Origin of the sequence: Streptomyces venezuelae (genome assembly GCF_008642295.1) — a bacterium.
Lineage (GTDB): Bacteria > Actinomycetota > Actinomycetes > Streptomycetales > Streptomycetaceae > Streptomyces > Streptomyces venezuelae_C.
On the sequence record NZ_CP029190.1, the window covers coordinates 6,372,676 to 6,397,849 of the forward strand.

At 71.0% G+C, this 25,174-nt stretch carries 19 protein-coding genes and 1 pseudogene; 8 read left to right on the plus strand and 12 right to left on the minus strand.

The features are described 5' to 3' along the window. Window positions 1-6: 6 nt before the first annotated feature. A complete protein-coding gene (locus DEJ50_RS28620; protein ID WP_150210962.1) occupies window positions 7-1,149 on the plus strand; it encodes a MupA/Atu3671 family FMN-dependent luciferase-like monooxygenase in 1,143 nt (380 codons plus the stop codon). A gap of 71 nt (window positions 1,150-1,220) precedes the next feature. After that, entirely contained in the window at window positions 1,221-2,033 is an 813-nt protein-coding gene (locus DEJ50_RS28625; protein WP_150210963.1) for an SAM-dependent methyltransferase, read from the plus strand. Between the two features lie 77 nt (window positions 2,034-2,110). Here DEJ50_RS28625 and DEJ50_RS28630 read toward each other — a convergent pair whose 3' ends face one another. Further along, complete coding sequence (locus DEJ50_RS28630; RefSeq protein WP_150210964.1) at window positions 2,111-2,878, minus strand: thioesterase II family protein; 768 nt, start codon at window positions 2,876-2,878, stop codon at window positions 2,111-2,113. Further along, entirely contained in the window at window positions 2,866-3,567 is a 702-nt protein-coding gene (locus tag DEJ50_RS28635) for a YczE/YyaS/YitT family protein (RefSeq protein WP_190344743.1), read from the minus strand. Before DEJ50_RS28635 ends, DEJ50_RS28630 begins: the two co-directional genes overlap by 13 nt. Window positions 3,568-3,853: 286 nt before the next feature. On the opposite strand from DEJ50_RS28635, the gene DEJ50_RS28640 reads away from it, so the two are divergent. Both DEJ50_RS28640 and DEJ50_RS28645 read left to right on the plus strand, forming a co-directional pair. Beyond that, the gene (locus tag DEJ50_RS28640; RefSeq protein WP_190344745.1) at window positions 3,854-4,564 is read left to right on the plus strand and encodes a 4'-phosphopantetheinyl transferase; all 711 of its coding nucleotides are present in this window, start codon (window positions 3,854-3,856) and stop codon (window positions 4,562-4,564) included. Between the two features lie 207 nt (window positions 4,565-4,771). Then, window positions 4,772-5,881 (plus strand): methyltransferase, encoded by a 1,110-nt coding sequence (locus tag DEJ50_RS28645; protein ID WP_150212416.1) that lies wholly within the window; start codon window positions 4,772-4,774, stop codon window positions 5,879-5,881. A gap of 162 nt (window positions 5,882-6,043) precedes the next feature. On the opposite strand, the pseudogene DEJ50_RS34130 reads toward DEJ50_RS28645, so the two are convergent. Then, window positions 6,044-6,313 (minus strand): annotated as a pseudogene (locus DEJ50_RS34130) (sensor histidine kinase); the annotation flags it as partial. Between the two features lie 560 nt (window positions 6,314-6,873). Between DEJ50_RS34130 and DEJ50_RS28655 the strand changes: the two are divergent. Next, window positions 6,874-8,436, plus strand: a complete 1,563-nt coding sequence (locus DEJ50_RS28655) for a Na+/H+ antiporter (protein WP_150210965.1) — start codon at window positions 6,874-6,876, stop codon at window positions 8,434-8,436. 38 nt (window positions 8,437-8,474) lie between these two features. Here DEJ50_RS28655 and DEJ50_RS28660 read toward each other — a convergent pair whose 3' ends face one another. The 9 genes from DEJ50_RS28660 to DEJ50_RS34135 all read right to left on the minus strand — a co-directional run bounded on the left by DEJ50_RS28660 (window position 8,475) and on the right by DEJ50_RS34135 (window position 19,269). Then, window positions 8,475-9,278 (minus strand): GNAT family N-acetyltransferase, encoded by an 804-nt coding sequence (locus DEJ50_RS28660; RefSeq protein ID WP_150210966.1) that lies wholly within the window; start codon window positions 9,276-9,278, stop codon window positions 8,475-8,477. 374 nt (window positions 9,279-9,652) lie between these two features. After that, window positions 9,653-10,459 carry an SDR family NAD(P)-dependent oxidoreductase gene (locus tag DEJ50_RS28665; protein ID WP_150210967.1) on the minus strand — a complete coding sequence of 269 codons (807 nt, stop codon included), beginning with the start codon at window positions 10,457-10,459 and terminating at the stop codon, window positions 9,653-9,655. A gap of 696 nt (window positions 10,460-11,155) precedes the next feature. After that, entirely contained in the window at window positions 11,156-13,696 is a 2,541-nt protein-coding gene (locus DEJ50_RS28670; protein WP_150210968.1) for a sensor histidine kinase, read from the minus strand. A gap of 55 nt (window positions 13,697-13,751) precedes the next feature. Beyond that, window positions 13,752-14,435, minus strand: a complete 684-nt coding sequence (locus DEJ50_RS28675; RefSeq protein ID WP_150210969.1) for a response regulator — start codon at window positions 14,433-14,435, stop codon at window positions 13,752-13,754. Window positions 14,436-14,533: 98 nt separating this feature from the next. Next, window positions 14,534-15,253 (minus strand): potassium-transporting ATPase subunit C, encoded by a 720-nt coding sequence (locus DEJ50_RS28680; protein WP_150210970.1) that lies wholly within the window; start codon window positions 15,251-15,253, stop codon window positions 14,534-14,536. Window positions 15,254-15,258: 5 nt separating this feature from the next. Next, window positions 15,259-17,370, minus strand: coding sequence for a potassium-transporting ATPase subunit KdpB (gene kdpB, locus DEJ50_RS28685; RefSeq protein ID WP_150210971.1), 2,112 nt, complete (start codon window positions 17,368-17,370; stop codon window positions 15,259-15,261). After that, window positions 17,367-19,031, minus strand: coding sequence for a potassium-transporting ATPase subunit KdpA (gene kdpA / locus DEJ50_RS28690; protein WP_150210972.1), 1,665 nt, complete (start codon window positions 19,029-19,031; stop codon window positions 17,367-17,369). The genes kdpB (DEJ50_RS28685) and kdpA overlap by 4 nt, the downstream gene beginning before the upstream one ends. Before the next feature lie 8 nt (window positions 19,032-19,039). Then, window positions 19,040-19,129 carry a K(+)-transporting ATPase subunit F gene (gene kdpF / locus DEJ50_RS28695; protein WP_018845955.1) on the minus strand — a complete coding sequence of 30 codons (90 nt, stop codon included), beginning with the start codon at window positions 19,127-19,129 and terminating at the stop codon, window positions 19,040-19,042. Next, a complete protein-coding gene (locus DEJ50_RS34135) occupies window positions 19,126-19,269 on the minus strand; it encodes a hypothetical protein (RefSeq protein ID WP_190345098.1) in 144 nt (47 codons plus the stop codon). Before DEJ50_RS34135 ends, kdpF begins: the two co-directional genes overlap by 4 nt. Before the next feature lie 530 nt (window positions 19,270-19,799). On the opposite strand from DEJ50_RS34135, the gene kdpB (DEJ50_RS28700) reads away from it, so the two are divergent. From kdpB (DEJ50_RS28700) to DEJ50_RS28710, 3 genes are all read left to right on the plus strand, one after another. Continuing rightward, complete coding sequence (gene kdpB, locus DEJ50_RS28700; protein WP_150210973.1) at window positions 19,800-21,950, plus strand: potassium-transporting ATPase subunit KdpB; 2,151 nt, start codon at window positions 19,800-19,802, stop codon at window positions 21,948-21,950. A gap of 257 nt (window positions 21,951-22,207) precedes the next feature. After that, window positions 22,208-22,837 carry a GNAT family N-acetyltransferase gene (locus DEJ50_RS28705; RefSeq protein WP_411757649.1) on the plus strand — a complete coding sequence of 210 codons (630 nt, stop codon included), beginning with the start codon at window positions 22,208-22,210 and terminating at the stop codon, window positions 22,835-22,837. Window positions 22,838-22,935: 98 nt separating this feature from the next. Further along, on the plus strand, window positions 22,936-24,951 hold the full coding sequence (locus tag DEJ50_RS28710) for an APC family permease (RefSeq protein ID WP_150212417.1): 2,016 nt from the start codon (window positions 22,936-22,938) through the stop codon (window positions 24,949-24,951). Window positions 24,952-25,174 lie beyond the last annotated feature (223 nt).

Genomic DNA, 25,174 nt, shown 5'->3' on the forward strand with positions numbered 1-25,174 from the left:
GCAGGCATGGACTTCAGCGTCTACTTCTTCTCCGCGAACGACCGGCACGACTTCGGCGAGCGCTACCGGTTCGTCCTCGACGTCGCGCGGTTCATCGACAGCCGCGGATTCACCGCCATCTGGACCCCCGAGCGCCACTTCCAGGAGTTCGGCGGCAGCTTCCCCAACCCGGCCGTCCTGTCCGCGGCACTGGCCGTATCGACGCGCCACCTCCAGCTCCGGGCCGGCAGCGTCGTACTGCCCCACCACCACCCGGTCCGGGTGGCGGAGGAATGGGCGCTCGTCGACCAGCTCTCCGGCGGCCGCACCGGGATCTGTGTCGCCACGGGCTGGCACCAGGGCGACTTCGTCTTCTATCCGGAGAACTACGACACGCGCAGGGAGTACACCCTCCGGCACGTCGAGACCCTGCGCTCGCTGTGGCGGGGCGCGCCGGTCGCCTTCCCCGGCCCCGGCGGACGCGAGCTGAGCGCCCGCACCTACCCGCGGCCCGTACAACCCGAGCTCCCCCTCTGGCTGGTCCACACCTCGAACCCGCAGACCTGGGCGGACGCCGGCCGGCTCGGCCTCAACGTGCTCTCCCTCCTCACCAGCTGGGAGAAGCTCGCAGAGGACATCGCCCGCTACCGCGCGGCCCGTGCCGAGGCCGGCCACGACCCGGCCGCGGGGATCGTCACGATCGGCATGCACACCTACATCGCCGACGACGAGGACCGGGTGTGGGAGACCGTACGCGGCCCCGTGAAGAACTACCTCTCCTCCTTCATGGCCCAGCAGCGGACCGACGACAAGGTCCGCGGCAGCGCCCGCGGCACCGACAGCGGGGAACAGGACAAGCTCGCCGAGCTCATGGCGGAGGACTACTACCAGCGGCGTTCCCTGCTCGGCACACCGGACAAGTGCGCGGCGACGGTGGAACGGCTGCGTGACTCGGGAGTGGACGAGGTGGCCTGCCTCGTCGACTTCGGCCTGCCGTTCGACACGGTGACCGCGGCGCTCCCGGCCCTGGACGCACTGCGCCGCCGCTTCGCTCCCGCCCCGACCACCACGCGGGCCACCGCGTCGGCCACCGTGCCGGACCCCACGGCCACCCGTGCCCCGGCCCCGGCGACCGCGCCCCGCATGACCTGGTACTACGACCGCGGCTGAAGCACAGGCCCGGTACCCGGCCCCGCACCATCCATCCCTCACCGCCCCCGGCAGCAAGGAGAAGCACCGCCATGACCGCCACCCCGCAGTCCAACACCGAGGAAGTCGCCGAACTCTACGACGAGTTCAGCGAGTTCCACGCCCGGATCTGCGACAGCAACCTGCACGTCGGCTACTGGCCGGAAGGGGACGAGACCTCCTCCTTCCAGGAGGCCACGGCCCACCTCTCGGAACTCATGGTCCGCCGGCTGGAACCGCGTACCGGACAGCGCGTCCTCGACATCGGCTGCGGCATCGGCCAGCCCGCCTTCCACCTCGCCCAGGCGGCGGAGGCCGACATCGTCGGAATCACCGTCAGCAAGCGGCAGATCGAGCGGGCAACGGACCGGGCACGGGAACTCGGGCTCGCCGGACGTGTGCAGTTCGAGCGCGCGGACGCCATGAATCTCCCGTACGCCGACCGGTCCTTCGACGCGGCCTGGCTCTTCGAATCCCTGATCCACATGCCGGACAAGCCCAAGGCCCTGCGGGAGGCCGCCCGGGTGCTGCGCCCCGGTGCCCGGCTCGCGATAGCGGACATGTTCCACGAGCCGGGACAGGACTGGTCGCAGATCCACCCCCTGGTCACCGCGACCACCCTCGACGCGTATGCGCCCATGCTGGAGGAGGCCGGCTTCCGGGTGCTCGACATCGAGGACGTGACCCCGCGCATCCTCGTCCCCGAGCAGGTACGTGTCAGCCTGCGGGCCCAGATGCTGGAGCACCGCGACGAATGGGTCCGGATCGCCGGCGAGGACGTGGTGAAGGCGATGCTCGACCCCGAGCTCAACACCTTCTACACGCCCGGCCTCGGCTACGTGCTGATCACCGCCGAACGGAGCTGACCCGAGGACAGGCCCCGATGGGACGAGGCCCCGCCGGCTTGCCGGCGGGGCCTCGTCCGTGCGGAGTGTGCGCGGCGTCAGGGGATCAGGACGTGCAGCAGCTCCGGTGCCAGGTGCCCGAGCAGGCGGGCCCGCTCGGGCTGGAGGAAGAAATGCCCGCCGGGCAGCAGGGTGACACCGGAGCCGGCGCCAGTCAGCGCACCCCACGCCGCGAGCCCCTCGGCACTGGTCTCCCGGTCCTCCGTGCCGCCGTAGGCCAGCACCGGGCAGGGCAGCAGCCGGCCCGCGGGGAACTCGTACGTCTCCAGCATCGTCACGTCGGCGCGCAGGACCGGCAGGTACACAGCCCGCAGCTGGGGATCCTCCCGGATGACCGGCGGGATCGCCCCGTACCGGGAGTCCAGTGCCTCCAGGAGCTCCAGGTCGGGCAGCCGGTGCACGGACGTGCGCGGGCGACGGCGCGCCGAGGGCGCGTTGCTCGCGGAAACGGCGAGCAACGCGGGGTGCAGATCCCACTTCCGGCCGAGCTCATGGGCGATCTCGTAGGCGAGCCAGGCCCCGAGGCTGTGCCCGAAGAGGGCGAACGGCTCGTCGCCGAGCAGGCCGGCCAGTGCCTCGGCCGCTTCGACGGCCACCGCCCGCAGATCCGTGCCGAGGGGTTCCCGGATCCGGGCGTCCCGTCCGGGCAGCCGCAGCGCCCACGGTTCGACCGCGGGCGGCAGGACGTCTCCCCAGCCGTGGAACGCGGCAGCGCTTCCGCCGGCGTAGGGCACACAGATCAGCCGTATGCGGCCGGCCCGCTCCCGGGGCGGCCGCAGGACCCACCTGTCCGCTAGGCGCTCCATGACGGCGCCTCAAGGCCACGGCGGGCCGGCGCGGGCGCTTCCAGCCCGTAGTCGCGCAGCGCGAACAGCCGCGTGGTCAGCCGCATACAGGGCTGGATCAAGGTGTCGACGAACACCAGGAAGCACACCGTGCCGAGCCCCACCGGCCCGCCCATCAGCCACCCGCTGCCGAGCAGCACCAGCTCCAGGCTCCCCTTGGCCGCCCAGAAGGGCCACTTCCACCGCTGCGTCATCGTGATGGCGACCAGGTCCATGGCGCGGATCCCCAGACCGCTCATGATGATCAGGGCCGAACCGTAGGTGCACAGCAGCACGCCGATGAGCATCAGAACGGCCCGGTGCACCGGCAGGAGCCCCGCCGCGTCAACGGCCCGCAGGATGTCGATCAGGCTTCCGCAGAGGAAGAAGGTGACGAACGGGGAGACGACCGGGCGGCGCCGGTTCCACAACGCCCACACCGCGATGCACACCACGGCGACCAGGGCCTGCGCGATGCCGATCGTGGCGGTCACGTGGCGGAGCAGCCCCAGGGCGAAGACATCGAGCGGGTCGGTGCCGAGATCGGCCCGGATGAAGCAGGCGGCGCCCGCCGAGAAGACCAGACAGCCGGTCAGGTACACCAAGGACCTGCTGCGGAGGTCCGGCAGACGGGCCGGCAAGCCGGACCGCTTCCAACGAGGCTGGGACATTGCTCCCGCACTCCCTTCGGGGTCGGCGCGCACCGGCGCCGCGCCGCGCCGCGGCGGGAGCGGTGACGGTCGCGGACGTGTGTCGGCACGAGCCTCGCCCACCGCGCGAGCGCCCACCCCGGTAGAACCCCCAGCACGGACCCCAGACCGCTGTCGCGAGCCCGGTCACCGGCCACCCGGCGCCCTATCGTGAGTCGTCGTGGCAGCGGCAGGGCACCGCTTACCGGTGGTGCGGCCTGACACGGAAGGCCGGGATCAGGAAAGCGGGAAAGCGGGAACGGGGAACGTGATCGAGCGGATCGTGCCGGCCACGGTCGTCACCGACGCGGTGTACGGAGACCAGGTCTGGGACGCGGAATCGGTGCTGTTCCCTGCCGAGGCGCAGGGTGTGGCCACCGCGACGGAGGCCCGCCGGCGCGAGTTCGCCACCGTACGGATGTGCGCACGCAGAGCGCTCGGAGGCCTCGGCCTGTCACCCGTGCCCTTGGTCCGCGGCAGGCGCGGAGCCCCCGAATGGCCGGCCGGCGTCGTCGGCAGCCTCACCCACTGCCCCGGCTACCGGGCGGCCGCCGTGGCGACCGCACAGGACGTGGTTTCCCTGGGCATCGACGCCGAACCCAACGTGCCCCTCCCGGCAGGGGTGCTTGCCGCGATCGCCACTGCTGCCGAACTCCGCGAAATCCTCGACCTCGGGTCCAGGAGTCCCGAAGTGTGCTGGGACCGGCTGCTGTTCAGCATCAAGGAGAGCGTCTTCAAGACCTGGTACCCGCTGACCGGCCGGGAACTGGAGTTCCAGCAGGCCGACATCACCCTGGACCCGGCCGGCGGAACCTTCCGGGCCCGCCTGCTCGTCCCCGCGCCCGAGCTCGAAGCCCTGGCCTGCGGCCTGCACGACGGCGCCTTCCCCGGCCGCTGGCTCGTCCGGTACGGCCTGATCCTCACCTCCGTCGTCCTGCCGGGAGCCGCTGCCCGCGACTCGGGCGGCCGGCCGTCCTGAAGGTCTCCCGCCGTCCTCACCTGGGCGGGTACGCGGGGCCTCGTACCACTGGCCGCGGCCCTGGCGGTCCGGGGCGTGCCGGGTCAGGGGCCAGGTGTCAGCAGCACGTCAAAACGGCGAGAAGGTCCCGTTCGGAATCGCCCAGGTCGGTTGCCGGGCGTCGAGAATCGGCTCTCAAGGGAGTTGATATCGGTGACCGCACAAGCGATGACATGGACGGTGAAGGGTGCGCGGAAGGCGTCCCCTCGGCTGTACTCGGCCAACGGAGCGCCACCCCCGAGGCGCATCGTCACCGTCGACGACACCGCCGGCGTCGCCGCCGTACACCGTCTGATCGGTGAGGGCAACGCCGTCCTGTGGCGCGGCGACTATCCCGGTGCGCGCAGTCTCCTCGCCGCTCTGGGCCGCCGCGTCGAGCGCCGGGGTCCGGCCGTCGGCCGGACCCCGGCCGAGATGTTCCGGTTGCACCGCGAGGAGCAGTCGCGCCGGGCACGGCTGCTGGGCCGGCTGCTCATTCCGTACGAGAGCGACTGGAGGATCCCGCTGCGACGCGCGCCCTGGGTACAGGAAGCATGCACCCAGGCGTACGGCCCGTGCGCAGGGCCCGGCGTCGGCTCGCTGCGGGAACTGCTGGGCGTGATCGGCGCGTACGAGTGGCGCAAGAAGGGGGTGGAGGTCCCTGCACTCGGCGGTGGCCGCATCCACCCGCACTACGGCGTCTTCTCCCCGGTCCGTGGGGAGTACGTCGACCTGGTGGCCGAGACAACGCTGCCTTTGGGCGACAGGGCCTTCGATATCGGCACCGGCACCGGCGTACTGTCCGTCGTCCTGGCCCGGCGCGGGCTGCGCCGCATCATCGCCACCGACCACGAAGCGCGCGCCGTGGCCTGTGCCCGCGACAACGCCTCACGTCTCGGTCTGGCGGACACGATCGACGTACGACACGCCGACCTCTTCCCGGAAGGTCGCGCCCACCTGATCGTCTGCAACCCGCCCTGGCTCCCCGGCCACCCCCGCACGCTGCTCGACCAGGCGGTGTACGACCAGGACAGCCGGACCCTGAAGCGCTTCCTCACGGGGCTCCCGGGCCATCTGGAGCCGGGTGGCGAAGGCTGGCTGATCCTCTCGGATCTGCCCGAACGCCTCGGACTGCGTGAGCGCACCGAGCTGGCGGACACGATCACGGCGGCGGGCCTGCGCGTGCTGTCCCGCAAGGCCACCGAACCCCGCCACCGCCGTGCGAAGGACCCGTCGGATCCCTTGCACAGGTTCCGCGCGGCAGAGGTCACGTCGCTGTGGCGGCTCGGAGTGGCGTGAGCCCCACCGTCCCTGCGGTTGGCTTCTCCAAAGGGGCACCGCAAGGAAGCCGGAGGACTCGGCGCACCCTCCGGCGCGCCTGATCTCACGTCAGATGAGGACCTCTTTCTGCCCGCGGCGACATCCGCCTGCCCCGCGCCGTGCGGATGCCGCCGCGCACCATCAGGCCGCCGGAAGGGAGAGCACCATGGTCAGCCCCCTCCGGGGGTGTCCTCAGGTGCCAGAGTCCCGCTCATCGCTTCGGTGAGGCCCTTGGCAAGGGACAGGCAGACCGAGCCCCGCCGAGTTGTCCTGGTCGCCCAGGCGTTGGAACGGCTCGAAGAGACGCTCGTGGTCAGCCGTCGCGAGGCCGGGTCCCCGGTCCGTGATGCGTATCTCCACGCGCCCGGCGAGCGCGCTCGCGGTCACGAGCACCGGGAGGCCGGGCGGTTGCCGGGCCGGCACACCGGCCAGGTCCAGCTCCGCGTACCGGGAGCCGCGGTACGCGCACTCCCTGCGGGGGAGCACGTCCAGCCCGTCGAGCATGGCCTCGTCGGGCTTGCGGTACGTCTTGCCCACTCCCGGGGCCGCACGGAGGAAGACCTTGAGCCGGCCGGTGCGGGTGACCGCCCTGGGGGGTCCGGTTCCCGCCAGTTGTGCCGAGTGAGCCATCACTCAGTGTCCTTCTGGGTGCGACCAGGCGCGTACCAGGTAGCCGATCAGGCTGACGGCGATCAGAACGCCGACTACTTTCTCCACACTCACAGTCCGTCTCGCTTCCCCGTGTGACCGTGCCCGCGCCCGCCAGACCGGTGCGCGCCGCCCCAGCGAACCCCAGAGAACGGCACAGCGCGAGCGCAAGCCACAACCCCTGACGGCATTCTGGCGGCCCGGACATGGAATATTGACGCTGCGTTGGCAGCCGTGTGCCCGATAGAGTGAACGCGGAGTGCCGGGAAGCCTGGTCGGCGTCGCGAGGCACGTGGCCCGCGTCGATCGAACGGGGGATCCGCGTGCGCAGTGTCAGCACGGTCCTGTTTCTCGTGGTGCTGGCCACCGCCGTGGCCACCGGCGCCCGGCGCTGGCGCATCCCCGCCCCTCCGCTGCTCGTCCTCGCCGGACTCGCCGTCGCCCTGGTCCCCGGCACGCCCGAGATCCACGTCAGCCCCGAGGCGATCAGCCTCGTGGTCCTGCCGCCCCTGCTGTACGCCGGAGCGGAGGAACTCTCCTGGCGCGAGCTGCGGGTGGTGTGGAAGCCGGTCGGCGTACTGGCCGTGGGCCTGGTGCTGGCCTCCGCCGCGGCGGTCGGCGCGGTCGCCTCGTGGCTCACCCCGCTCTCCTGGCCCATGGCCCTGGTCCTCGGATCCGTCCTGGCCAGCACCGACCCGGTGGCCGTCACCGCCCTCGGCCGGAGGCTCTCGCTGCCGCCCCGGGTGCAGGTCCTCGTGCAGGCCGAGAGCCTGTTCAACGACGCGACCTCCCTGGTGCTCTTCCGCGTGGCAGTGGTCGGCGCCGTGGCGGTCGGAGGGGCGTCCTGGCAGTCCGCGGGCGGCGGGTTCCTGGTCCTGGCCGGGGGCGGCACGCTCATCGGCGCCGCGGTGGCGTGGCTGGTGTCCCGGATCCGTGAGCGGACCGAGGACCCGGTCCTGGAGACCGTCATCGCCCTGCTCACGCCGTATGTGGCGTACGTGCTCGCCGAATCCGTCCACGCCTCCGGGATCACCTCGGTGGTCGTCGCGGGCGTCATGCTGGGCAGCGTGGCCGACCGGCTCACGGACGCCCCCATCCGGCTCCAACTGCACGCCGTGCAGGGGACCGTGGTCTTCCTCCTGGAGAGCGTGGTGTTCAGCCTCATCGGCCTCACGCTGCCCGGCCAGGTCGCCGCGCTCACGGACCGCGACCGGCTCTGGCCCCTCTACGCGCTGGCCATGGCCCTGACGCTGATGGCCGTACGCCTGCTGTGGGTACTGCCGCTGGCAGCCGTCGTCCAGCGCCAAGCCGGGACACCGCCCTCCTGGCGGATGCCGGCCGTGCTCACCTGGGCCGGCACCCGGGGCGTCGTACCGCTGGCCGCCGCCCTCGCCATCCCCGTCGCCGCCGAGGACGGCACCCCCCTCGCCGAGCGGCCGCTGGTCCTGGTCCTCACCACCTCCGTCGTGGTGCTCACCCTCGTGGTCCAGGGCTTCTCCCTGGCCCGGGTGGTCGAGCGGTCCGGCATCGCCCTCGAACCGGACCACACCGAGCGGGAGGAGGCCTCGGCCCGCTGCGCCCTGGCCACCGCGGGCATCCGGCGGCTCGACGAGCTGACCGAGCTCGAAGCCGTGCCGGACGCGGTGGCCGACCGGCTGCGCCGCAGCCTCCAGGCACGCCTCGAACACGCCCGCGACCGGCTCGAGGACGCCGACCCGGCCGCCTCGGCCGATCACGCCTACCGCCGGCTGCGCCGCGACCTGATCGCGGTCGAGACCGCCGAACTGGAGCGCCTCTACGATGCCCGCCGGATCAGTGACACCACGCGCAGGCGGCTCCAGCGTTCCCTGGACCTGGAGGAGACGCGCCTGGCGCTCGCCACGTGAGCCGACCCGCGTGAGGGCCGGAGGCCACTCGGGGTGCGTCAGGACCGTGCCGCCGGCTGACCGGCGCGCCGCCGGGCGCCGTCCGCCGGTGCGGCCGCGCCTCCCACGGCGTGGTGGGTGTACTCGTACTCCGGACGGAAGCCGGCGCTCAGAGCGAGGTGGCGGGTGCTGCGGTCGCCGGCGGGGCAGGTCCAGCTGGGCGTACGGCGGCGGGCGGCGATGTCGGAGCACAGTGCGTTGACGCAGGCCGGTCCCAGGTGCTGGAGGCGCGGGTCGGGCACCGTGACGCAGGCGATCTCCTCGTACACCGTGCCCAGGAAGTAGGTGCAGGCGAGGGCGACGATCCGGTCGCGGTGGAGTGCGGCCCAGGCGTAGCCGGAGCGGGCGAGGGCCTGCGGGCCGCCCCACGTGCGGTGTACCCAGCTCATCGCGGCGGGGAGCCGGCGCAGGGCGAGGGTGTCACGTGTGGTGAGCCGCCGTACGGTCACGTCCAGCGGCGGCCGGGCGGCCGGCGAGGCGGAGCGCTTGACGTGCACGATCCGCGGCCAGGGCCTGATCTGGTCGAACGCGCTGTCGAGCAGCGGACGGAAGCGGTCCGGCGCCTCGATGGAGGTGTTGGCGAACGGAGCCAGGTCGGCGGGTTCCAGCGCGCTCGGGTCGCCGCGCAGCAGGACGTGCTCCCCGCACTCCGCCGCTATGACTCGGGGACGTACGGCGCGGTCCGCCCACCACGTGCCGGCCTGGGTGGCCAGCAGGTGCTCGGTCAGGGTGGCGGGGCCCGGCGACCCGGCCGGGAACCAGCGGATCAGGGCCGGCAGCTGCCTGGCCGGGAGAATGATCACGGAATCTTCCTTCGGTGCGCGGGCATGGCTGCGGGGCGGCCCTGGACGGAGGGCCGCCCCGCGGGGAGGGGCAGTGCCCAAGCGGCCTCGGGGAAGTGAGGCACGCCCCCGCGCCACCCGGCACCTCACCACACTGCCGCATCGCCCAAGTACGTCCGGTACGAGGGCGGTGCGGCAGCACGCCGATGCTTCCCCTCGGCCCTTCGGGCCTGGGGAGACCCCATGCACCGGACGACGCGGAAACGCACCCCACTTCCCCGGGGCCGCTTAGCGCTGGCCGGCCTTGCTGCCGTGGTTGGCGGCCTTCTTGCGGCGGGCCTTCTTCTTGCGGGCGCGCTTGGACATGGTGGTGGAGCCCTTCTGCCGGTGCCTCTTCAGGCGGTGTGGCCGACGAGGAGGTCGGCGAGCTTGGTGAGGCGCTTGACGGTGCGCTCCTCGGTGGCGGCGGGCGCGGGAGCCACGCGCTGGTCGCGGTCGTAGTAGGCGCCGTTGACGATCTCGGTGGCCGGGTCGACGAGCCGTACGACGTGCGCGGCGCCCTCGGCGGCGGACTCGCCCTCCTGGCCGTACAGGTGCAGCAGGCCGGTGTGGCAGACACCGGGGTGCACGGAGACGGCGGTCACGCGTGGGTCGGCGGCGAAGACCGTGAGGGCCAGCTGCGACTGGGCGTAGGCCGCCAGGCGGGAGTAGCGGCGCAGCCGGTGGGGGTCGTTCCACTGGATGGCGGCGGTGCGGTGAAGGGAGGAGGAGACGTTGACGACGCGGCCGCCGGGGGCGCTGGTGAGGGCGTCCTCGAGGAGGTTGGTCAGGAGGTAGTGGGCGAGGAAGTTGACCTGGAGGGCGATCTCGTTGCCGTCGGGCGTGATGGTGTGGCGCTCGGGGGCGGCCATCGCCGCGTTGTTGACGAGGGCGAACAGGCCGGGGTGTTCGCGGTTGACGGCGCGGGCGAGGGACTCGACCTCGTCGAGGTGGCTGAAGTCGGCTGCCAGTGCGTGCAGTTGGGAGGAATCGATACCGGCCGTGGCGACGAGGCGGTCCGCGGCGCTCTGCGCCTCCTCGGGGGTGCGGCCGTGCACCAGGACGGTCGCACCCTGCTCGGCCAGCTGTCGGGCGGTCTCGTAGCCGATTCCGGAGGTGGAGCCGGTGACCAGGACGGTGCGTCCGGACAGGGAAGAGGACATGTCGGTTTCCTGTGAGAGGGCATGGCCGAGGCGCCCGTGCGCGGGGCAGGGGACGGCTCAGGTCATGCGGGAAGGATGAGAACGCGCAAAGGCGTGGCCCGGTGGACGGTTCGCCCGCGGGATGCGGGTACGCGGCGTCGTTCGGCCGGCGGTCGGGTCAGACGGTCGGGTCAGACGGCCGGGCAGGCAGCCGCCGCTGTCGGCGACACCGGCGCGACACCGGCACGGCTTCGCCATGACGGTGGCCGGTCTTCGTAGCGCGGACCGCTGTTCACGACCGCCATCTCAGCGCATCCCGGGACCCCGGGCAAGGGGCGGCGCACTGCTTTGACGACCCTCTGACGTGGCAGGATGACAATCCGTCAGGAGGGTGTCAAGGTTGGCCCCCGGTGCGGAAGGAACCCGTCAAGAGCGGGTGCGGGGGCCGCGGGCCGGCCTCAGAATGATCTTGCGACAGCGCCGCGGCCGAGACCGTGGGGAAGTCTCCGTACGGCGCGCGGCCTGGACGTGCCCCGGACGGAGGCGCCGCCGGGTCGTTCTGTCCGTGGGGGGCGGGGCGAACTCGTTCACCGCGCGTCCGTCGCCGACTGATGAGCCGCCCGGCTGCCGGTGCAGGGATACCGGAGGCCGGGCGGCTCTGTGCGTTGTCCTGGCGTGCTCGTCTTCGCACGCCGTCCTGTGAGCCGGTCCCCGTGGTCAGCTGACCGCCGAGGAGGGCAGCTCGGCTGCCACCTGGGGGGTGTCATGTGCCACCCGTAGCGTGAGGACCATCGTGAGCCCGCCGCCGGGGGTGTCCTCGGCGGTGAGGGTGCCGCCGATGGCCTCGGTGAAGCCGCGGGCGACGGCGAGGCCGAGGCCGACTCCGGCTCCCTGCGGCGCATCCCCGTGCCGCTGGAAGGGCTCGAAGATGCGGTCCTTGGCCTCGTCGGGGACGCCTGGCCCGCGGTCGACCACCCGTACCTCGACCCGGTCGGCGATGGCACTAGCCGAGATCAGGACGGGCTCCCCGTCGGTGCTGTACTTCACGGCGTTCTCGACGATGTTGGCCACGGCCCGTTCCAGCAGGCCCCGGTCGACGGCGACCATGGGCAGGGTCTCGGGGATGTCGAGTTCCACGCTGTCCTCGGGTACGCCGCCCAGGGCCATGGGGACGACTTCGTCGAGGTCGGTCTCGCGGATCAGCGGGACGACGGTGCCGGTGTTGAGTCGGGACATGTCGAGCAGGTTGCCGATGAGGTGGCTGAGCCGGTCGGCGCCTTCCTCTATGCCCTTGAGCAGAACTGCCTGGTCCTCCTCGGACCACTCGACGTCGTCGGAGCGCAGAGAGGAGACGGAGGCCTTGATGCCGGCGAGGGGGGTGCGCAGGTCGTGGCTGACGGCGGCGAGCAGGGCGGTGCGGATGCGGCCCGCTTCGGCGAGGCGCTGGGCTTCCTCCGCCTGGCCGACCAGGCGCTGGCGGTCGAGGACGACGGCGGCCTGGGCGGCGAAGGCACCGAGCACGCGCCGGTCCTCGGCGGGCAGGACCCGGCCGGACAGTGCGAGGGCCATGTTCTCGCCGATCGGCATGTCGACGTCGGCGTCCTCGGGCCGGGCCACCGGGCCCGTGCCCACGGCGCTCGCGATGGTCCAGGACTCCGTCTCGTCGGCTCGCTCCAGCAGGGCGACGGACTCCATGGCGAAGGTCTCGCGGACCCGCTCCAGGAGCGCGTCCAGGGCGGTCTCGCCGCGCAGCACGCTGCCGGCGAGGAAGGAGAGGATCTCGGACTCGGCGCGCAGCCGGGCGGCCTGGTGGGTGCGCCGGGCCGCGAGGTCGACCACCGAGGCCACGGACACGGCCACGCCGAAGAAGATCGAGATGGCGACGATGTTGCGGGGGTCGGAGATCGTCAGCTGGTGCAGCGGCGGCGTGAAGAAGTAGTTGAGCAGCAGGGAGCCGAAGGCCGCCGAGGCCAGCGCGGGCAGCAGGCCCCCGAGGAGGGCGGCCGCGACGGTGAGGGTGAGGTACAGCAGCATGTCGTTCGCGAGCCCGAGCTCGGGAAGGACGCTCAGCAGCACGGTCAGCAGGGCGGGGCCGATCATGCCGGTGAGCCAGGCCCAGATGGTGCGCCCGCGCCCCAGCCGGGCCCCTCGGGCGATCGGCAGGCCGCGGCCCTTGGCGACGGCGTCGTGGGTGACCAGGTGGACGTCGAGGTCCGGCCCGGACTCGCGGGCCACGGTGGCGCTGACGCCCGGCCCGAAGATGTACTGCCACGGCTTGCGGCGGCTGACGCCGAGGACGATCTGGGTGGCGTTGACCCCCCGGGCGAACTCCAGCAGGGCATCGGAGATGTCGTCGCCTATGACGTGGTGGAACGTGCCGCCGAGGTCCTCGACGAGGGTGCGCTGGAGGGCAAGCTCCTTGGGGGAAGCCGAGGTCAGTCCGTCACTGGCGGCGATGTAGACGGCCAGCACCTCACCGCCGGCGCCCTTCTCCGCCAGCCGGGCGGCCCGCCGGATGAGCTGGCGCCCTTCCGCGCCGCCCGTCAGACCCACGACGATGCGTTCGCGGGCCTGCCAGGTGGTGCGGATGTTGTGCTCGCCGCGGTACTCGCGCAGGTACTCGTCGACCCGGTCGGCGGTCCACAGCAGGGCCAGCTCGCGCAGGGCGGTGAGGTTGCCCGGGCGGAAGTAGTTGGAGAGGGCCGCGTCGACCTTGTCGGGCTTGTAGATGTTGCCGTGGGCCATCCGGCGGCGCAGGGCCTGCGGGGACATGTCGACCAGCTCGATCTGGTCGGCCCGCCGCACCACCTCGTCCGGGACGGTCTCCCGCTGCCGGACCCCGGTTATCGTCTCCACCACGTCACCCAGCGATTCCAGGTGCTGGATGTTGACGGTGGAGACGACGTCGATGCCGGCCTGGAGCAGCTCCTCCACGTCCTGCCAGCGCTTGGCGTTGCGCGAGCCGGGGACGTTGGTGTGCGCCAGCTCGTCCACCAGGGCAACCGCGGGACGCCGGGCGAGGAGCGCGTCGACGTCCATCTCGGTGAAGGTCGTCCCCCGGTACTCGATCTCGTGGCGCTCGATCATCTCCAGCCCGTGGAGCATGACCTCGGTGCGCGGCCGGCGGTGGTGCTCCACGAAGCCGACGACGCAGTCGGTGCCGCGTTCGATCCGGCGGTGCGCCTCGGAGAGCATGGCGTAGGTCTTGCCGACGCCGGGCGCCGCGCCGAGGTAGATCCGGAGCTTGCCGCGTCCCATGGGTTCGACTCTCTGTTGCAGGTGGTGGTGGTGCGTGTCGGTGGTGCTGCGCCGGTCAGGGCTCGAAGCGGTACCCCATGCCCGCTTCGGTGATCAGATATCGGGGGTGAGAGGGGTCGGCTTCCAGTTTCCGCCGGAGCTGGGCCATGTAGACACGCAGGTAGTTGGTGTTCTCCTGGTAGGTGGGGCCCCATACTTCCAGGAGCAGCTGCTGCTGGGTCACGAGGTGGCCGGGGTGGGAGAGCAGGATCTCCAGCAGGTGCCATTCCGTCGGGGTCAGCCGTACGGTGCGGTCGCCGCGGTGGACCTTCTTCGCGGCCAGGTCGACGGTGAAGTCCTCCGTCACCACCAGTGCGGGCCGGTCCGTCGCGGCAGGGGCCTCCTGACGACGGCTGGCGGCTCGCAGGCGGGCCAGCAGCTCGTCCATGCTGAACGGTTTGGTCACGTAGTCGTCCGCGCCGGCGTCCAGGGCCCGTACCTTCTCCTCCGAGGTGTGCCGGGCGGAGAGTACGAGGATGGGGACGCGGCTCCAGCCCCGGATGCTCTTGATGACGTCGATGCCGTCCATGTCCGGCAGCCCGAGGTCGAGCACGATCACGTCGGGGTTTCGGGCAGCGGCCAGGTGCAGGGCGGACGTCCCGTTGGGAGCTTCCTCGACCTCGAACTTGCGCGCCTGGAGGTTGATCTTGAGTGCGCGTACGAGCTGGGGGTCGTCCTCCACCACCAGAACCCGGGTCATGTGGTGTGCAGCCTTTCCATAGGTGCAGTTACGGCCGTGAGCCGACGGGGTGCGGACACTCCGCGCCCCGCCGGCTCCGGGTTGTGCGATGGGTATCGTCAGCCCTTGGCCACCAGGGCCTTGAGTGCGGTGTTGAGCTCGAGGACGTTGACGCGGGGCTCGCCCATGAATCCGAGGGGCCGGCCCTGGGTGTGGTCCTTGACGAGCTTCTCGACCTGCTTCACGTCGAGCTTGTTCTGCTCGGCGACGCGGTGGACCTGGAGTTCGGCGTAGGCAGGGGAGATGTGCGGGTCCAGGCCGGAGCCGGAGGAGGTGACGGCGTCGGCCGGTACGTCCTCGGGCTTGACCTGGTAGGTCGCGGTGGAGTTGTCGGCGACGACCGCGTCCTTGGCGGCGATGACCTGGGCGCAGAGGGTGCCTTCCTCGGCGTCCTTGGTGCACTGGCCGTTCACGGCGCCGTTGTCGGCGGAGCGGTTGGTGGCGCCGGAGAGGATCAGCGAGTACTGGGTGTTGACGCTGTTGGAGCCGAGGCCGTTGGAGGGGCGCGGCTGGAACCACTTGAGGTCCGGCTTGGCCGCCTCCTCCGGGTCGTCGGGGTTCTGCTTGGGCAGGTTGTAGGTCTGTCCGATGAGGGCGGAGCCGACGACCTTGCCGCTCTTGTCCTTGATCTCGGAGCCGTTGGCCTTGTCGTTGAACAGGGCCTGGGCGATCCCGGTCACGGCCAGCGGGTAGAGCACACCGCAGATGACCGTGAGGACCAGCAGGGCCCGCAGGCCCGCGCCGAGCAGCCGTGCTGCGCTGGATACGGAAGTGTTCATTGCGGTCACCCGATGCCAGGGATGAGGGAGATGAGCAGGTCGATGAGCTTGATGCCGATGAACGGGGCGATCAGGCCGCCCAGTCCGTAGAGCCCGAGGTTGCGGCGGAGCATCTTGTCCGCGCTGGACGGCCGGTACTGCACGCCCTTGAGGGCGAGCGGCACGAGCGCGATGATGATCAGCGCGTTGAAGATGACGGCGGAGAGGATCGCCGACTCCGGGGAGGCCAGGCCCATGATGTTGAGCTTGTCCAGGCCCGGGTACGCCACCGCGAACATCGCGGGGATGATCGCGAAGTACTTCGCGACGTCGTTGGCGATCGAGAACGTGGTGAGCGCGCCCCGGGTGATGAGGAGCTGCTTGCCGATCTCGACGATCTCGATGAGCTTGGTGGGGTTGGAGTCCAGGTCCACCATGTTCCCGGCCTCCTTGGCGGCCGAGGTGCCGGTGTTCATCGCGACGCCGACGTCCGCCTGGGCGAGGGCCGGAGCGTCGTTGGTGCCGTCACCGGTCATGGCGACCAGCTTGCCGCCCGCCTGCTCCCGCTTGATGAGGGCCATCTTGTCCTCGGGGGTGGCCTCGGCGAGGAAGTCGTCGACTCCCGCCTCCTCGGCGATGGCGCGCGCGGTCAGCGGGTTGTCACCCGTGATCATGACGGTCTTGATGCCCATCCGGCGCAGCTCGTCGAACCGCTCCCGCATGCCCTCCTTGACGACGTCCTTGAGGTGGATGACACCCAGGACGCGCGCACCCTTGTCGTCCTTGACGGCGACGAGCAGCGGGGTGCCGCCGGCCTGGGAGATCGTGTCGGTGAGCTCCCGGGCGTCCGCGGCGACCGTGCCGCCCTGCTCCTCGACCCAGGCGATGACCGATCCGGTTGCACCCTTACGGGTCTGCTTGCCGTCGACGTCCACGCCCGACATACGGGTCTGCGCGGTGAACTCGATCCAGGTGGCGTGAGCCAGCTCGCCCTGGTGGCGCTCCCGGAGCCCGTACTTCTCCTTGGCGAGCACGACGACCGAGCGACCCTCGGGCGTCTCGTCGGCGAGCGAGGAGAGCTGGGCGGCATCCGCCAGCTCGGCCGCGGTGGTGCCCTTGACGGGCACGAACTCGGAAGCCTGGCGGTTGCCGAGGGTGATGGTGCCGGTCTTGTCGAGCAGCAGGGTGGAGACGTCGCCGGCGGCCTCGACGGCCCGGCCGGACATGGCCAGGACGTTGCGCTGGACCAGGCGGTCCATACCGGCGATGCCGATCGCGGAGAGCAGTGCACCGATGGTGGTCGGGATCAGGCAGACCAGCAGCGCGGTCAGCACGATGAGCGAGGTCTGCTCGTCGGCCCCGGCGTAGATGGCGAACGGCTTCAGCGTCACGACGGCGAGCAGGAAGACGATGGTGAGGGACGCCAGCAGGATGTTGAGGGCGATCTCGTTCGGGGTCTTCTGCCGGGCGGCGCCCTCGACCAGGCTGATCATCCGGTCGATGAAGGTCTCGCCCGGCTTGGTGGTGATCTTGATGACGATGCGGTCGGAGAGGACCTTGGTGCCGCCGGTCACGGCCGAGCGGTCGCCGCCCGACTCGCGGATGACCGGGGCGGACTCACCGGTGATCGCCGACTCGTCCACCGAGGCCACGCCCTCGACGACGTCACCGTCGCCGGGGATGATGTCGCCGGCCTCGCAGACCACCAGGTCGCCGATCCTGAGGTCGGTGCCGGGGACCTGCTCCTCGCCGGTGCCGTCCTTGGTCAGGCGGCGGGCGACGGAATCGGTCTTGGCCTTGCGCAGGGTGTCGGCCTGCGCCTTGCCGCGGCCCTCGGCGACGGCCTCCGCGAGGTTGGCGAAGATCGTGGTCAGCCACAGCCAGGCGGTGATCGCCCAGCCGAACCAGTCCGTCGGGTCCAGACACGCCAGCACGGTCGTGACCACGGAGCCGACGAGCACCACGAACATGACCGGTGACTTGATCATGACGCGCGGGTCGAGCTTGCGGATCGCGTCCGGGAAGGACTTGACCAGCTGCTTGGGGTCGAAGAGGCCGCCGCCCACGCGTCCGGCCGGGGGCTTGTGCCCGGTCGGGACGTCCTCGTGCGGGGCTCGGGTGGGGGTGGTGGTGCTCATGAGGCGAGCCCTTCGGCAAGCGGACCCAGCGCGAGGGCGGGGAAGTAGGTCAGACCGGTGACGATGAGGATGGTTCCGACGAGCAGCCCGGTGTAGAGGGGCTTGTCGGTGCGCAGCGTGCCCGCCGTCTCGGGGACGGGCTTCTGCTCGGCCAGCGAGCCGGCCAGCGCCAGGACGAACACCATGGGCAGGAAGCGGCCCAGCAGCATGGCGATGCCGATGGTCGAGTTGAACCACTGGGTGTCGGCGTTCAGGCCCGCGAAGGCGGAACCGTTGTTGTTGGCTCCGGAGGTGTAGGCGTAGAGGATCTCGGAGAAGCCGTGCGCCCCGCTGTTGGTCATCGAGTTCGCCGGGGTGTCCAGCGCCATGGCGGCGGCCGTGAAGCCGAGCACCAGCGCCGGGGTGATCAGGATGTAGCAGGCCGCGAACTTGATCTCGCGGGTGCCGATCTTCTTGCCCAGGTATTCGGGCGTACGGCCGACCATCAGGCCGGCGATGAACACCGCGATGATCGCCATGATCAGCATGCCGTAGAGGCCGGAGCCGACACCGCCGGGCGCGATCTCGCCCAGCTGCATGCCCAGCAGCTGGATACCGCCGCCGAAACCGGTGTACGAGGAGTGGAAGGAGTTCACCGCACCGGTCGAGGTCAGCGTGGTGGAGACCGAGAAGATCGCCGACGCGCCGATCCCGAAGCGGGTCTCCTTGCCCTCCATCGCCCCGCCCGCGACCTCGAAGGCCGGGCCCTTGCCCGCGAACTCGGTCCACATCATCAGCGCGACGAAGCCGACCCAGATGACGGCCATGGTCGCGAGGATCGCGTAGCCCTGCTTGACCGAGCCGACCATCTTGCCGAAGGTCCGGGTCAGCGAGAACGGGATGACGAGGATCAGGAAGATCTCGAACAGGTTCGAGAACGGGTTGGGGTTCTCGAAGGGGTGGGCGGAGTTGGCGTTGAAGTAACCGCCACCGTTGGTGCCCAGCTCCTTGATGACCTCCTGCGAGGCCACCGCGCCGCCGTTCCACTGCTGCGTACCGCCCATGAACTGGCCGACCTCGTGGATGCCGGCGAAGTTCTGGATGGCACCGCACGCCACGAGAATGACGGCGCCGACCACCGAGATGGGCAGCAGGATGCGGACCACACCGCGGACCAGGTCGGCCCAGAAGTTGCCCAGCTCACCGGTACGGGAACGGGCGAAGCCCCGGACGAGGGCCACGGCCACGGCCATGCCGACCGCCGCCGAGACGAAGTTCTGCACCGCCAGGCCGCCGGTCTGCACGACGTGGCCCATGGCCTGCTCGCCGTAGTACGACTGCCAGTTGGTGTTGGCGACGAAGGACGCGGCCGTGTTGAAGGCCTGGTCGGGGTCGATGGACGCAAAGCCCAGCGAGCCGGGCAGCGAGCCCTGCAGGCGCTGGAGGCCGTAGAGGAAGAGGACGCTCACCGCGGAGAAGGCCAGGACACCGCGCAGGTAGGCGGGCCAGCGCATTTCAGCGGTCGGGTTGGCGCCGATGGCCTTGTAGACCCACTTCTCGGGAGCGTAGTGCTTCTCCGAGGAGTAGACCCTGGCCATGTAGTCGCCCAGCGGGCGGTAGGCCAGGGCCAGGGCGGCGATCAGGGCAAGAAGCTGGAGCACACCAGCCATCTGGGAACTCATGACGGTGCTCAGAACCTCTCCGGCTTGACGAGGGCCAGGACGAGGTATCCCAGCAGGGCGACGGCCACGACCAGGCCGACAATGTTCTCGGCGGTCACAGCTTTGTCACCCCCTTGGCGACGAGACCCACCAGCGCGAAGACCGCGATCGTGGTGAGGACGAAGGCCAGGTCGGCCATCGCGAGCTCCTGAAGAAGAAGTGATGAAATGGATTCGGCCGGGTGGCCGATACGGATCACATCGCATCACGCTCGTCCCGTTAAGACACCTTGACGGCCTCCATACGGCCCGATGGGAACTCTTAACGCGTCACTGACGGCAGCCTCGCCCCGCATCCCGCGAAATTCTCCCCATTCCAGACATGTCTGGGTCTATCGACCCTGTGTAGTCAAGGGCGGGCGCCCGGGATGGTCCGGTCAGGCGCGTCGTGTCGCGGACGCCGCCGCATGTCGGCCAGGGGGCTGCGGCCCGCCGATTCCGCTTCCGGGTCCCGCGCCCGATGCCTTGACGCGTTCCTGGCAAGTCCTTGACGGACTTCCGTGCACCGCCGTCAAGAGCGCAGCAATTCCTCTGCCCGCAGGGGGGGCCGAACATGATCGGGACGGTAGGTTCCTGCACGTTCCCGCCGCCGGGGGCCCTGACCATCGCATGACGACGGCCGAGGGGGCTCATGCCGAGTGGTCCCCGGCGGCTCGAACTCCGCTGATGCGCGCCCGACGCCCGGCCCTCTGGGTGCCCGCCGATTCCACCGCCGAAGGTCTGACTCTTGATGTCTCCCGCCGCAGCGCAGCACATTCCTCCGGGCCTGGGGAGCCCGCCCCCTCCGCCGGTCGCGAGGCCGCCCCGCGGCCGTCCCGGGCCGGCCAACATCCTGGAGCCCGAGCGGCTCGCCGAGTCGGTACGGGAGGCGATTCGCAAGCTCCACCCCCGTGAGCTGGCCCGGAAGCCCGTGCTGCTGGTCGTCGGGGTGGGCTCGGTGCTCACCACCTTGTCGGCACTCTTTCACCCGTCCGTGTTCACGTGGGTGATCAGCGTCTGGCTGTGGCTGACCGTGCTGTTCGCCAACCTCGCCGAGGCCGTGGCCGAGGGCCGCGGCCGGGCCCAGGCCGCCTCGCTGCGCAAGGCGCGCACCGACACCGTCGCCCTGCGGATCAAGCACTGGACGTACGGGACGAATCTGGGCCGTGCCGAGACCGAGGCCGTCACCCCGTCCGAGCTCCAGCCGATGGACTTCGTGCTCGTCGAGGCCGGGGAACTGATCCCGGCCGACGGGGACGTGGTGGACGGGGCCGCCATGGTCGACGAGTCCGCCGTCACCGGCGAGTCCGCGCCCGTCCTGCGCGAGTCGGGCGGCGACAAGTCCGGGGTCACGGGCGGTACGACCGTGCTGTCCGACTCGATCGTCATCCGCGTCAGCTCCCGTCCCGGACACAGCTTCCTGGACCGCATGATCGCCCTGGTGGAGGGCGCGTCCCGGCAGAAGACCCCGAACGAGATCGCCCTCAACATCCTGCTGGCGGCTCTCACCATCGTCTTCATCCTGGTCGTGGTCAGCCTGCAGTCCATGGCCGGCTACGCGAAGGCCGCCCAGTCCACCACCGTCCTGGTCGCCCTGCTGGTCACCCTCATCCCGACCACCATCGGCGCCCTGCTCTCCGCGATCGGCATCGCCGGCATGGACCGCCTCGTCCAGCGCAACGTCCTGGCCATGTCAGGACGGGCGGTCGAGGCCGCCGGCGATGTGAACACCCTGCTGCTGGACAAGACCGGCACCATCACCCTCGGCAACCGCGAGGCCGCCGAGTTTATCCCGCTGCCCGGCCAGAACCTGCACGCCCTCGCGGACGCGGCCCAGCTGTCCTCCCTCGCCGACGACACGCCCGAGGGCCGGTCCGTGGTCGCCCTCGCCGGCCGGTACGGCCTCCAGCCCCCGACGGAGAGCGCGCTGAGCAATCCGCGCTTCGTCGAGTTCAGCGCGAAGACCCGGATGAGCGGAGTCAACCTGAGCTGGGACAACGGCGCCGGCTGCGCCATCCGCAAGGGCGCGGCGGCACAGGTCATGGACTGGGTGGTGATGCGCGGCGGCACCGTACCGGCGGAGGCCGCCGAATGGTCGGCGGCCGTATCCGCCTCCGGCGGCACCCCGCTGCTGGTCGCCGTCCACGACTGGGACGGCCCGCGGGTGCTGGGCATCGTGCACCTCAAGGACGTGGTCAAGGACGGCATCCGTGAACGCTTCGCGGAGCTGCGCCGGATGGGCATCCGCACGGTCATGGTCACGGGCGACAACCCGCTGACCGCCAGGGCCATCGCGGCCGAGGCGGGCGTGGACGAGTACCTGGCCGAGGCCACCCCCGAGGACAAGCTCGCACTCATCCAGCGGGAGCAGGCGGGCGGCAAGCTGGTCGCGATGACGGGTGACGGGACCAACGACGCCCCGGCGCTGGCCCAGGCGGACGTCGGCGTGGCCATGAACTCCGGTACCTCGGCCGCCAAGGAGGCCGGGAACATGGTGGACCTGGACTCCAACCCCACCAAGCTCATCGAGATCGTGGAGATCGGCAAGCAGCTCCTGATCACCCGCGGCGCCCTGACCACCTTCTCCATCACCAACGACGTCGCCAAGTACTTCGCGATCATCCCGGCCATGTTCGCCTCGGCCTACCCGGGCCTGGGCGCGCTGAACATCATGGGCCTGCACAGCCCCCAGTCCGCCATCACCTCGGCGATCATCTTCAACGCGCTGATCATCATCGCGCTGATCCCGCTCGCGCTGCGCGGCGTCCGCTACCAGCCCGCCTCCGCGCACGACCTGCTGCGCCGCAACCTCGCCGTCTACGGCCTCGGCGGCCTGGTGCTGCCCTTCGTCGGCATCAAACTCATCGACCTCGTGGTTTCCGCCATCCCCGGCATCGGATGAACTCCGCCGGAGCGCTGTCAGCGGCCCGCCGGGCTCCATGACCGCATCCGGCCCTCTCGAAAGGCGGCCCCGTCCGGGCCGCCGCCACCCGAACCTCCCGAAGGGTCTGTTTCGTGATCCCCATCGATCCCTCCCGCCTTCCCGCCTTGACCAGGTGGTTTCCGGGCGGTGCGCCAGGTGTCGCGGCTCTTGCCGAGCACGTGCTCGCCACGGGATCAGGGCAGTGGTGGGCGGACCGCGCCGTCAGCCCCCGGGTGATGGGCGTCTCGTGCGGCAACCACGTCGTGCTACGAGGTGACCCGGACGTTCTGGAACAGGGGGCGTTGGCCCCCTTCGCCGGCAGCTACGTCGAGGCCCCCAGCCGCTTCCGGCCCCTCCTGCGTGCGTCGTTCACCCGGATGGAGCCCTGGGAGCGCATGGTGTACCTCCACCATGCCCCGCCCGTCGCCGCCCACCCGCCGCGCGGCGTCACGGTACGGCCGCTCACGACCGCCGACACCGCGGCCGTGGCCGCCCTCGGACCCGACAGCGCGTGGATCCACCACACCTGGGGCGGACCGGACCGGCTCGCGGCGTCCGGCCATGCCTGGGGTGCCTTTGACCACGGCCGCGTTCTCGCGCTGGCCTGCACCTATGTCCTCGGCAGCCGCTTCGAGGATGTTGCCGCGCTGGCCGATCCCGGCCACCGGCGCCGGCACCTGGCGCTGGCCTGCGTCAGCGCCCTGTGCGCGGACATCGAAGCCCGCGGACGCGTACCGAGCTGGAGCTGTTCGCGGGACAACCGTCCCAGCCGGCTCCTGGCGTGGTCGGCCGGTTTCCGTCTGTCCCGCGAGTACGTGCACTACGTCACCGGGCCGGCCCGCGAAGAGACGCGGCACGCCGGCTGATCCCCCTGACACGCAATCACGCGTACGCCGAATGCCCGCCACCAGTGCCGATCTTCAGGTGGTCGCCATACGCTCGGGCCGTGCCGAAGGCGACGGAGATGCTGAAGCGCCTGGTGATCGGGCGGGCCAGACGCAGCGAGGAGCTGGGCGAGACCCTCCTGCCCAAGCGGCTGGCCCTGCCGATTTTCGCGTCCGACCCGCTGTCCTCGGTGGCCTACGCCACGCAGGAGATCCTGCTGGTGCTCACCCTCGGAGGATTGGCCTACCTGCATTTCACCCCGTGGATCGCCGCCTCGGTCGTGGCGCTGATGACCGTGGTGGTGCTCTCGTACCGCCAGGTGGTCCGGGCCTACCCGAGCGGCGGCGGCTCGTACGAGGTCGCATCCACCAACCTCGGCCCCTCGGCCGGTCTGGTGGTCGCGGCCTCACTGCTGGTCGACTACGTCATGACCGTGGCGGTCTCCGTCGCCTCCGGGGTGGACAACATCATCTCGGCGGTGCCGGCGCTGGCCGGCTACCGGGTCCTGATGGCGCTGGGTTTCGTGGCCCTGCTGACCGCGATGAACCTGCGGGGCGTACGCGAGTCCGGCCGGCTCTTCGCCGCGCCCACGTACCTGTTCATCGGCGGCGTGCTGATCATGGTCGGCACCGGCCTGCTGCGCTACCTCCTGGGCGATGCCCCGGTCGCCGAGAGCGCCAAGTACGGCATCACCCCGGAGGAAGGCGATGCGGACCTGGCCGGGCTGGCCCTGCTCATGCTGGTGCTGCGCGCGTTCTCCAGCGGCTGTACGGCGCTGACGGGTGTGGAGGCGATCTCCAACGGCGTGCCGGCCTTCCGCAAGCCCAAGCCGAAGAACGCCGCGACCACCATGGCCGCGATGGGCATCGTCGCGATCACCATGTTCGCCGGCGTCACCACACTCGCGATCGTCGCCAAGGTCCACATCGCCGAGGACGCCTGCCGCCTCACGGGCCTGGCCGACTGCGAGGGTTACACCCAGCGCACGGTCATCGCCCAGCTGGCCGCGGCCGTCTTCGGCGGCAGCAATAGCATCGGCTTCTACTACATCCAGGCCGCCACGGCCCTGATCCTGATCCTCGCCGCGAACACCGCCTTCAACGGCTTCCCGCTGCTGTCCTCGATCCTCGCCCAGCACCGCTACCTGCCACGGCAGCTGCACAACCGCGGCGACCGGCTCGCCTTCTCCAACGGCATCCTCGCCCTGGCCATCGCGGCCGGCCTGCTGCTGTACGGCTACAAGGCGAACGTCACCAGCCTGATCCACCTCTACATTCTCGGCGTCTTCACCTCCTTCACCTTCTCCCAGTCCGGCATGGTCCGGCACTGGAACCGCGAGCTGCGCACCGAAACCGACCCCACCCTGCGCCGCCGTCACCAGCTGGCCCGCACCATCAACGCCACCGGCGCGCTGGTCACCGGCCTCGTCCTGGTGATCGTGCTCGCCACCAAATTCACCCAGGGCGCCTGGCTCGCCGTACTCGCCGGGATCCTGCTGTGGCTGATGATGCGCAGCATCCGCCGCCACTACGACCACACCGCGGCGGAGCTCGCAGTGACGGACGCCCGCGCCGAGAGCATGCTGCCCTCCCGCGTCCAGATGATCGTCCTCGTCTCCACCGTCCACAAACCGACCCTGCGGGCCCTGGCCTACGCCCGCGCCTTCCGGCCCGACCACCTGGAAGCACTCACCGTCGCCGTCGACCGCGAATCCATCGCCGCCCTGCGCAAGCAGTGGGACGACTACGAGATCGAGGTACCGCTGAAGGTCCTCGAATCCCCCTACCGCGAGATCACAAAGCCGGTCGTCGAGTACGTACGCTCCATCCGGCGCGCCGGCCCCCGCGACGTCGTCGCCGTCTTCATCCCCGAATACGTCGTCGGTCACTGGTGGGAGCACCTCCTCCACAACCAGTCCGCCCTCTGGCTCAAAAGCCGCCTGCTCTTCACCCCCGGCGTCACCGTCACCAGCGTCCCCTGGCAGCTCTCCTCCGCTGCCATCGCCGACCACGCCGCCGCCCGCGCGCCTGGCTCGGTCCGCCGCGGCGAACCCCCCAACCCCCCTGAGCATGCCGCGTCAAGAGACTCCCGCTGATCGCAGCGTAGTGCCCTGCCGGCACTACGCAGGGGCTGCTCCGCCGTCCCGCTGGTCGGCCAGGTCCTCGACGCGGTCCTCGGCTGGGCATGGGCCGACCCGGTCGTTGCGCTCGTCATCGCCGCCGTCGCCGTCAAGGAAGGCCGTAATGCCTGGCAAGGCGAGGGCTGCCGGGTACCCTCTGCCCACACCTCGGCCCCCGTCACCGCGGTCAGCGCGGATG

Bases quoted from the DNA above. Each gene is read 5' to 3' on its own strand.
- DEJ50_RS28620 (WP_150210962.1), top strand. From the start codon at position 7: ATGGACTTCAGCGTCTACTTCTTCTCCGCGAACGACCGGCACGACTTC.
- DEJ50_RS28625 (WP_150210963.1), top strand. From the start codon at position 1,221: ATGACCGCCACCCCGCAGTCCAACACCGAGGAAGTCGCCGAACTCTAC.
- DEJ50_RS28630 (WP_150210964.1), bottom strand. From the start codon at position 2,878: ATGGAGCGCCTAGCGGACAGGTGGGTCCTGCGGCCGCCCCGGGAGCGG.
- DEJ50_RS28635 (WP_190344743.1), bottom strand. From the start codon at position 3,567: ATGTCCCAGCCTCGTTGGAAGCGGTCCGGCTTGCCGGCCCGTCTGCCG.
- DEJ50_RS28645 (WP_150212416.1), top strand. From the start codon at position 4,772: ATGACATGGACGGTGAAGGGTGCGCGGAAGGCGTCCCCTCGGCTGTAC.
- DEJ50_RS28665 (WP_150210967.1), bottom strand. From the start codon at position 10,459: ATGTCCTCTTCCCTGTCCGGACGCACCGTCCTGGTCACCGGCTCCACC.
- DEJ50_RS28670 (WP_150210968.1), bottom strand. From the start codon at position 13,696: ATGGGACGCGGCAAGCTCCGGATCTACCTCGGCGCGGCGCCCGGCGTC.
- DEJ50_RS28675 (WP_150210969.1), bottom strand. From the start codon at position 14,435: ATGACCCGGGTTCTGGTGGTGGAGGACGACCCCCAGCTCGTACGCGCA.
- DEJ50_RS28680 (WP_150210970.1), bottom strand. From the start codon at position 15,253: ATGAACACTTCCGTATCCAGCGCAGCACGGCTGCTCGGCGCGGGCCTG.
- kdpB (WP_150210971.1), bottom strand. From the start codon at position 17,370: ATGAGCACCACCACCCCCACCCGAGCCCCGCACGAGGACGTCCCGACC.
- kdpA (WP_150210972.1), bottom strand. From the start codon at position 19,031: ATGAGTTCCCAGATGGCTGGTGTGCTCCAGCTTCTTGCCCTGATCGCC.
- kdpB (WP_150210973.1), top strand. From the start codon at position 19,800: ATGTCTCCCGCCGCAGCGCAGCACATTCCTCCGGGCCTGGGGAGCCCG.
- DEJ50_RS28705 (WP_411757649.1), top strand. From the start codon at position 22,208: ATGGGCGTCTCGTGCGGCAACCACGTCGTGCTACGAGGTGACCCGGAC.
- DEJ50_RS28710 (WP_150212417.1), top strand. From the start codon at position 22,936: ATGCTGAAGCGCCTGGTGATCGGGCGGGCCAGACGCAGCGAGGAGCTG.